This is a genomic window from Arthrobacter crusticola (assembly GCF_004357995.1).
Classification (GTDB): Bacteria; Actinomycetota; Actinomycetes; order Actinomycetales; family Micrococcaceae; genus Arthrobacter_D; species Arthrobacter_D crusticola.
This window is the reverse complement of record NZ_SMTK01000009.1, coordinates 1-3,991: the sequence shown is the minus strand read 5'-3', so window position 1 is coordinate 3,991 and position 3,991 is coordinate 1. Positions and strand designations below refer to the sequence as shown.

General features: G+C 57.5%; 2 rRNA genes. Both read left to right on the top strand.

Annotated features, from left to right (window positions below):
* The first annotated feature begins 382 nt into the window (after positions 1-382).
* Positions 383-3,556 (top strand): 23S ribosomal RNA (locus E2F48_RS17155).
* Positions 3,557-3,819: 263 nt separating this feature from the next.
* Positions 3,820-3,936, top strand: a 5S ribosomal RNA gene (gene rrf / locus E2F48_RS17150).
* Positions 3,937-3,991 lie beyond the last annotated feature (55 nt).

Below are 3,991 nucleotides of genomic sequence, written 5' to 3'. Positions count from 1 at the left end.
GGTCCTTTCGGGGGGTGCGGTGCGCGGCGGGTGCGTCTGGAAGGCCGGCCGGCCGGTGGAGGGGATTGAGGCGTTTGGCACACTGTTGGGTCCTGAGATAACAGGGCCCTGCTGCTGCGTGGCCGTGTCCGTGGTGTCCTTCCTTGTGGGGGGTGCCGGGGGGTGCGGGTGTGCGGGGGTGGGGTGTGTTGTTTCTGGGTTTCCCGCGCAGGCCGTCATCCGGTGTCCCCTTTGGTGGGGTTCGGGTGCGGGTGTGACGGGGTTGTTGGTTGAGAACTGCATAGTGGACGCGAGCATCTTAAAAAGAAGCAATTTCTAAGATAGACCTGGTTCCGGACTGTGTCCGGGCCTGGTTTTCTCGATATGTTTTTTGATCTTTTGTGGTCAAGTTTTTAAGGGCACACGGTGGATGCCTTGGCATCAGGAGCCGAAGAAGGACGTGGGAATCTGCGATAAGCCTGGGGGAGTTGATAACCGAACGGTGATCCCAGGATGTCCGAATGGGGAAACCCCGCCGGGGGCGCCTTGTGCGTGATCCGGTGACCCGCACCTGAACACATAGGGTGCGTGGAGGGAACGTGGGGAAGTGAAACATCTCAGTACCCACAGGAAGAGAAAACAACAGTGATTCCGTTAGTAGTGGCGAGCGAACGCGGAAGAGGCTAAACCAGTGGTGTGTGATAGCCGGCGGGCGTTGCATCACTGGGGTTGCGGGACTTTCCGTATCAGTTCTGCCGGACTGGTGAAATGTGTGCAGGCGTATAGGTGAACGGGTTTGAAAGCCCGGCCGGAGAGGGTGTAAGTCCCGTAACCGTAATGCGTGCTGCCGTTTGGAGAGTATCCCAAGTAGTACGGGGCCCGAGAAATCCCGTGCGAATCCGCCAGGACCACCTGGTAAGCCTAAATACTCCCTGATGACCGATAGCGGACCAGTACCGTGAGGGAAAGGTGAAAAGTACCCCGGGAGGGGAGTGAAACAGTACCTGAAACCGTGTGCCTACAAACCGTCGGAGCAGTGCGTGATTTATCACGGTGCTGTGACGGCGTGCCTTTTGAAGAATGAGCCTGCGAGTTAGTGTTACGTCGCGAGGTTAACCCGTGTGGGGAAGCCGTAGCGAAAGCGAGTCTGAACAGGGCGACCGTAGTGGCGTGATCTAGACCCGAAGCGAAGTGATCTACCCATGGCCAGGTTGAAGCGACGGTAAGACGTCGTGGAGGACCGAACCCACTTCAGTTGAAAATGGAGGGGATGAGCTGTGGGTAGGGGTGAAAGGCCAATCAAACTTCGTGATAGCTGGTTCTCCCCGAAATGCATTTAGGTGCAGCGTTGCGTGTTTCTTACCGGAGGTAGAGCTACTGGATGGCTAATGGGCCCTACAAGGTTACTGACGTCAGCCAAACTCCGAATGCCGGTAAGTCAGAGCGCAGCAGTGAGACTGTGGGGGATAAGCTTCATAGTCGAGAGGGAAACAGCCCAGACCACCAACTAAGGCCCCTAAGCGTGTGCTAAGTGGGAAAGGATGTGGAGTTGCCCAGACAACCAGGAGGTTGGCTTAGAAGCAGCCACCCTTGAAAGAGTGCGTAATAGCTCACTGGTCAAGTGATTCCGCGCCGACAATGTAGCGGGGCTCAAGTACACCGCCGAAGTTGTGGCATTCACATATCAGCCAAGCCGGGGACACCGTTCCCCTGAGTTCAGGCGTGTGGATGGGTAGGGGAGCGTCGTGTGGGCAGTGAAGCCGCGGTGGAAACCAGCGGTGGAGCCCACACGAGTGAGAATGCAGGCATGAGTAGCGAAAGACGGGTGAGAAACCCGTCCGCCGGATGATCAAGGGTTCCAGGGTCAAGCTAATCTGCCCTGGGTAAGTCGGGACCTAAGGCGAGGCCGACAGGCGTAGTCGATGGACAACGGGTTGATATTCCCGTACCGGCGAAAAACCGCCCATACCGAACAGGGGACACTAACCGCCCGAAACCTGCCCGACCGCCCTTGTGGTGGAAGGGTTTTGGTGGAGCGCGGGACCTGAGCCTGGGAGGTAAGCGTATTAACAGGTGTGACGCAGGAAGGTAGCCAAGCCGGGCGATGGTTGTCCCGGTCTAAGGATGTAGGGCAGGACGTAGGCAAATCCGCGTCCTTGTGTTCAATCACGCGCCTGAGATCTGATGGGACCCCCGTATGGGGGAATTTGGTGATCCTATGCTGCCGAGAAAAGCATCGGCGCGAGGTTTTAGCCGCCCGTACCCCAAACCGACACAGGTGATCAGGTAGAGAATACTAAGGCGATCGAGAGAATTATGGTTAAGGAACTCGGCAAAATGCCCCCGTAACTTCGGGAGAAGGGGGGCCCCAACCGTGACGGCGACGCGCTTGCCTGAGCGGATCGGGGCCGCAGAGACCAGGGGGAAGCGACTGTTTACTAAAAACACAGGTCCGTGCGAAGTCGCAAGACGATGTATACGGACTGACTCCTGCCCGGTGCTGGAAGGTTAAGAGGACCGGTTAGTTCCGCGCTTGCGCGGTGCGAAGCTGGGAATTTAAGCCCCAGTAAACGGCGGTGGTAACTATAACCATCCTAAGGTAGCGAAATTCCTTGTCGGGTAAGTTCCGACCTGCACGAATGGAGTAACGACTTCCCCGCTGTCTCAACCATAAACTCGGCGAAATTGCAGTACGAGTAAAGATGCTCGTTACGCGCAGCAGGACGGAAAGACCCCGAGACCTTCACTATAGTTTGGTATTGGTGTTCGGTGTGGCTTGTGTAGGATAGGTGGGAGACTGTGAGGCCCGGACGCCAGTTCGGGCGGAGTCATCGTTGAAATACCACTCTGGTCACTCTGGATATCTAACTTCGGCCCGTAATCCGGGTCAGGGACAGTGCCTGATGGGTAGTTTAACTGGGGCGGTTGCCTCCTAAAAAGTAACGGAGGCGCCCAAAGGTTCCCTCAGCCTGGTTGGCAATCAGGTGGCGAGTGTAAGTGCACAAGGGAGCTTGACTGTGAGAGAGACATCTCAAGCAGGGACGAAAGTCGGGACTAGTGATCCGGCGGCACATTGTGGAATGGCCGTCGCTCAACGGATAAAAGGTACCTCGGGGATAACAGGCTGATCTTGCCCAAGAGTCCATATCGACGGCATGGTTTGGCACCTCGATGTCGGCTCGTCGCATCCTGGGGCTGGAGTAGGTCCCAAGGGTTGGGCTGTTCGCCCATTAAAGCGGTACGCGAGCTGGGTTTAGAACGTCGTGAGACAGTTCGGTCCCTATCCGCTGCGCGCGCAGGAAATTTGAGAAGGGCTGTCCTTAGTACGAGAGGACCGGGACGGACGAACCTCTGGTGTGTCAGTTGTACTGCCAAGTGCACCGCTGATTAGCTACGTTCGGATGGGATAACCGCTGAAAGCATCTAAGCGGGAAGCCCGCTTCAAGATGAGATTTCCATACACCTAACCGTGTGAGAGGCCCCCAGCCAGACCACTGGGTTGATAGGCCGGATGTGGAAGCAGGGACCAACGACCTGCGAAGCTGACCGGTACTAATAAGCCGATAACTTACACCACCCCACCACCGCAGGAACGGACACTTCAAAACCGTTCCACCACATGCGGTGCGTGGAAAGATCACATGCTACGCGTCCACTATGCGGTTCCCAACCAACAACAGGAACCAGGCCACCCCCACCCCGCCAGGGGACCGGGAGGCCGCACCACAACAAAATACACGTCCAGCACAATGAAGACGTAACAGACTTACCACCCCCGCCACACCCAGCCACCCCACCACGGGCCGGCACGGAACCACCGGGAGGAACGGTACAACGAGTTACGGCGGTCATAGCGTGGGGGAAACGCCCGGTCCCATTCCGAACCCGGAAGCTAAGACCCACAGCGCCGATGGTACTGCACCCGAGAGAGTGTGGGAGAGTAGGACACCGCCGGACACCCCTTAGGCTGCAGGCCCCACCACCGGTGGGGCCTGCACCCCTTTAACCACCC